7 protein-coding genes are annotated in these 4889 nt (G+C 40.0%); 6 read left to right on the top strand and 1 reads right to left on the bottom strand.

Annotation, left to right across the window (positions count from 1 at the left end; translation table 11 throughout):
• The 5 genes from NFS18_RS20050 to NFS18_RS18885 all read left to right on the top strand — a co-directional run.
• Nucleotides 1-72, top strand: a 72-nt coding sequence (locus NFS18_RS20050; protein WP_251388245.1) for a flagellin, incomplete at its 5' end; no start/stop codon positions are given.
• Nucleotides 73-462: 390 nt separating this feature from the next.
• Complete coding sequence (locus tag NFS18_RS19650; RefSeq protein ID WP_331477776.1) at nucleotides 463-708, top strand: hypothetical protein; 246 nt, start codon at nucleotides 463-465, stop codon at nucleotides 706-708.
• A 49-nt stretch (nucleotides 709-757) separates the two neighbouring features.
• On the top strand, nucleotides 758-1171 hold the full coding sequence (locus NFS18_RS19645) for a hypothetical protein (protein WP_331477775.1): 414 nt from the start codon (nucleotides 758-760) through the stop codon (nucleotides 1169-1171).
• A 517-nt stretch (nucleotides 1172-1688) separates the two neighbouring features.
• On the top strand, nucleotides 1689-2615 hold the full coding sequence (locus NFS18_RS18890) for an Rpn family recombination-promoting nuclease/putative transposase (RefSeq protein ID WP_251393075.1): 927 nt from the start codon (nucleotides 1689-1691) through the stop codon (nucleotides 2613-2615).
• Nucleotides 2616-2641: 26 nt separating this feature from the next.
• Nucleotides 2642-2800: a hypothetical protein gene (locus NFS18_RS18885; protein WP_251393074.1), complete on the top strand. Its 159-nt coding sequence runs from the start codon at nucleotides 2642-2644 to the stop codon at nucleotides 2798-2800.
• A gap of 165 nt (nucleotides 2801-2965) precedes the next feature.
• Here NFS18_RS18885 and NFS18_RS18880 read toward each other — a convergent pair whose 3' ends face one another.
• Nucleotides 2966-3133 carry a helix-turn-helix domain-containing protein gene (locus NFS18_RS18880; RefSeq protein ID WP_331477774.1) on the bottom strand — a complete coding sequence of 56 codons (168 nt, stop codon included), beginning with the start codon at nucleotides 3131-3133 and terminating at the stop codon, nucleotides 2966-2968.
• Between the two features lie 365 nt (nucleotides 3134-3498).
• Here NFS18_RS18880 and NFS18_RS19410 point away from each other — a divergent pair.
• The coding region (locus NFS18_RS19410; RefSeq protein ID WP_277613686.1) for a flagellin N-terminal helical domain-containing protein at nucleotides 3499-4889 on the top strand (1391 nt) is incomplete at its 3' end.

Raw genomic sequence — 4889 nt, 5'->3', positions numbered from 1 at the left:
GTTCAGGCTTCTCAGGCTATGCTTGCTCAGGCAAATCAGGTTCCGCAGGGTGTTCTTCAGTTGTTACAGTAATTATAGCGTTCAAAGCAGATAGTTACCAAATAACATATAACAATAATAACGCCGCATAAATATAACTTATGGGCGTTGCAAAAGGGGAAAGACAGCGTAGAAGGCAGAAATGCTTTTTACGCTGTCTTCTTTATGTTCAAAATTAAAGTATAAAAAAGACCGCAACCGCGCGTTTTCCGAAATAAATCGTTGCTTTTCACACCTACGTGCTCAAAACAACGCATCCAGCCCCTCGCCGTCAGGCGACTTTTCAATGAACTGTAACACAGGAAATTTAGTGTATGAAAAATTCAAATGAATTTCATTGTAAATACGTTTTTTTTTGTATAATTGAAGTGAGGCAAGGGGAGATTATTTTATTTTTGTGCCATAAGAAATTGAGGTGTTAAAGTGCAGAACAATACAAAACAGACGCAGGAAGTTATGGCAAAGCGTACTGCAAAAAACAGTGTATTCCTTGACCTTTTTCAAAACAAGAGTTATCTGTTAAAGTTGTATAAGACACTCCACCCAGAGGACACAACAGCGACAGAGGATTCTCTTACAGATGTGACGATTACCAATGTATTGACTGATAATTTGTATAATGATTTAGGATTTATTGCAAATAATAAATTTAACGCAAAGCTATCATGAATATTTTCAGCGTACTAGCCAAGACTATTATAAAAGCAGAAAAGTCAGAATGCCCAAACCCGAACTGTATGTGATATTTACAGGCAATAAGGGAAGAAAACCTGATAGGTTACTATTGTCAGAGGAATTTTTCAAGGGTGCAGATATAGATATTGAGGTTAAAGCCAAAGTGATCTATGAAAGCAATACAGACGACATTATCAATCAGTACATCATTTTCTGCAAAGTCTTTAGCGAGCAGACAAACCAGCATGGAATGACGCAAAAGGCAGTTACGGAAACAATTCGCATATGCATAGACAGGAATGTTTTAAGAGAGTATTTAGCGCAGAGAGAAAAGGAGGTTGTGACAATTATGATGAGTTTATTTGATGAAGAACAGATAATGAAGTCGTTTGTTAAGAGTGAAAGGCATGATGCAGACAGGGAAACAGCGGAAAGGTTGATAAAAAAGGGAAAATGACTCTTGAGGATATTGCGGAATGTGTTCCGTCGTTGTCCTTTAATGAATTAAAAGAACTTGAAGCCGAGATTATGCAGTTACTTTTCACACCCGGCCGTGCACTGCGCTGTACGGTCGCGGACCAGTACAGTATCGAGGCTGGAATCCGGTCTCTTGCCGTAAGGCAACCCTAATATATAGGTTCTTTTGATTGAGTATCAGCTTTCCACATATTGTAATGAACCTTACATAGACAATCATAAAAAGAAATAAGCATTCCTACCGACCAAGTTTAGATGCTTATTTATTAAAATCATTTTTACTGAGGGTAATCCATGGCACTAATCTCACTGGTGTAAGTCCAGTCACGGTATTTACCGCCAAGTGTAGTGAACCACAAGTTGGTATCAGTAATGGTATGGATGAAGGAATGGAATAGATGAAAAAATGATTACGTTCCAACTTGTAAAGGGCAGACGTTTTGAGTATAATTAATTTAAGAAATGCAGGAGTGATAATAGCAGGAAGGAATGATGCTATGGCAGAGAAAGACATTGCAGAAAAGACGTTAGAAGCCTACAATGATGTGTTTGCAGACATTATCAATGTATTGCTGTTTAATGGCGAGCAACAGGTTAAAGAGGATGAATTGGAAGAAGAGAGTCCCAATTCCAGTTATAAAGCAGATGGGAAATTACATGCACAGGAAAGGGATGTTGCTAAATATTGGCGCAAAGGACTTGTACGGATTGCATTATATGGTTTGGAAAACCAGACGGATATAGACAGTGATATGCCGCTGCGGTTATTTTCTTATGATGGTGCGGCTTACAGGGGACAACTTCTTGCAGATAAGGAGACGAAAGAAAAGACAGGAAAGGCTGCGCCGAGGTATCCTGTAGTGACACTGGTTTTGTATTTTGGATATCAGAAACATTGGAAAACGCCAAGGACTCTGTATGACTGTCTTGATATTCCGGAAGAAATAAAGCCGTATGTAAATGATTACCGCATGAATTTGTATGAGATCGCATATCTATCTGATGAACAGGTGCAGATGTTTACAAGTGATTTCAGGATCGTGGCGGATTATTTTGTGCAGATGCGGAAGAACAGAAATTATATAGCGCTGGAGACTACGATTAATCATGTGCATGAACTATTGCAGTTGATGTCAGTTATGACACGTGATAACCGTTTTGAGGACGTGTATAGTTCGGATATGGAAAGGAGGCCAACGAATATGTGTGAAGTATTAGACCGCGTAGAGAACAGAGGAATCCAGAAGGGTATAGAAGAAGGTATAGAAAAAGGTATAGAAAAAGGTATAGAAAAAGGCGAGGATACAATTTTATCTTTGATGAAATATTTGTTGTCAAATGGCCGGATGGAGGATGCCAGAAGAGCAACCGAAGACAAGGCTTATAGAAGTAAGCTCTTAGATGAGATTTCACTTCAAAAATGATTTTGAGGATGTGTTTTTGTGTGTAATTGAGTAAAGGAATAGAAGAAAAAGGAATCAAAGAAGGAGTCCTGTCGTCTATCAAAAACCTGATGGAAAGCATGGATTGGAGTTCAGAGCAGGCAATGACAGCACTTAAAATCCCGGAATCTGAACAGGTTCAATATGTCAATGGATTAAAGAAATAAACAGATATCGCTGAAGGAAAATTAGTTGCCAGGTGCGCATAATTGATGAAAAGTCCTATATTATGCACATCCCTAAAAAGGGATGTATTCTGGAAAAGCAACACGAATGAAAAAAAGCATGGCAGTCTGAAAGGATTTCTATGCTTTTTCTGTGTTTAGGAACTGTTAATTAAGCTCTTTTTTTAACAGGTAATCCGTGGAGCAGTCATAATATTCAGCCAGTGCAATCAGGATATCAAGAGGAATTTTTCCGGTTCCGTTTTCATAATGGGAATAGGCCCTCTGACTGATACCAAGGGCATCTGCCAGTTCTTTCTGTTTGTGAAATGTCACTGCAGAAACGTGATGATTACAATCGGCTGTAAGAGAGGACAGGAATCTGCGGACAATTTGCTGTTAATTGTAAATAAGAAATAAATTTTTATCCTCTCAAAAAGCGCTATAGGCACAGCCTATGGCGTTTTTTGATGTGTTAAATCTTATAAGCAATTATATGATGCAAATTAGAGGCGGGAGAACTTAAAATAGGACGGATTTAGTAACAGTGTAGCCGAAAGGCTGAACTGTTACAATAGGATGGACAATAAAGTGTAGATTTCTGGATAAGATGCCGGCAGACCAGAAAGATACATACAGGACATATAATCTATCGGTCGGGAAAAGGAATTCCCGAAGTTAATTTCAAGGAGGAAATTATAATGAGAATTCAACACAACATTCCAGCGTTAAACGCACACAGAAATTTAACAAATAACAACTCAGCAGTTTCTAAGAACTTAGAGAAATTATCTTCTGGTTACAAAATCAACCGCGCGGGCGATGACGCAGCAGGTCTTGCTATTTCCGAGAAGATGAGAGCACAGATCACAGGTCTCCAGACAGCTCAGAAGAACGCAGAAGACGGTGTATCTCTGGTTCAGACAGCAGAAGGTGCTTTGACAGAAGTTCACTCTATGTTAAACCGTATGGTAGAGCTTGCTACTCAGGCTGCCAACGGAACTTATTCTACAAGTAACCGTCAGGAGATGCAGAAAGAAATCAATGCGTTGAATGAAGAAATCGACCGTATCAGTAATACTGCAAACTTTAACGGAACGAATCTGTTCACGGCCGGAGCAGAAGGCGCTGGCGCCGTAGCTCAGGCGGCTGGAGCAACTAAGACAGAAGCAGTGACAGATATCACCGGTACATGGAATGGTGCCACGTTAAATGGTACAGATGTTACGGCGGTAGCAGAAGTATGGGAAACAGGTGCTGCTATATCTGGTGTTACAGATGATACAGAGCAGACCGTTGAGATCAAATACACAGATGCTGATGGTAACGAGCAGACAGCTACTATTAAGGCAACGGCTACAGATGCAGGCGGTAGTGATTTTACTGCGGAACTGGCTAAAGTGATCAATGCTGATGCAGGTTTAAAAGATATTTTTACAGCTGCAGATAACGGAGGAAAATTAACATTAACTTCAAAAACAGCTGGTGCCGGAAAAGGAACTATTACAAGCGTGAAAGTGGGTACTGGTGATCAGGCCGGAACAGTAAAAACAGCTGGTGCAGATAAAACAAAATCTTTCGATTTAAGTGCTACACCTAAAGATGGTGATAAAGTTACAATTGATGGAAAAGAATACACATTTGCTGCTGGTGCAGATGGTACAGATGGTGCTACTTTCAGTGATTTAGCTACATTAAAAGTAGCTGCTGCAGAAAATGGCGTTACTTTGAATACTGGTACTAATACTGCAGTAACAGCAACTAAAGAAGTACCGGAAGCAGCTGATGGTGAAGGCGTAGAGATTAATCTTCATGTAGGTGAATCTTCTTCTGAATCAAACACAATCAAGGTTAAGATCAAACCTATGAGTTCCCAGTCTTTAGGTATTTCTGACTTGAGCATTGAGACGGCTGCTGACGCAAAAACAGCAATCGATACAGTCAATGCCGCAATCGATACAGTATCCAGCATCCGTTCTGACCTCGGTGCACTTCAGAACCGTCTGGAGCACACAATCAACAACTTAGGTGTTCAGACAGAGAACATCACAGCTGCTGAGAGCCGTATCCGTGACGTAGACATGGCTAAAGA

It is taken from the genome of Mediterraneibacter agrestimuris, assembly GCF_943193195.1.
Classification (GTDB): domain Bacteria; phylum Bacillota; class Clostridia; order Lachnospirales; family Lachnospiraceae; genus Schaedlerella; species Schaedlerella agrestimuris.
Note: the sequence above shows the minus strand (reverse complement) of the source record. Positions and strands in the feature narration are given on the sequence as shown.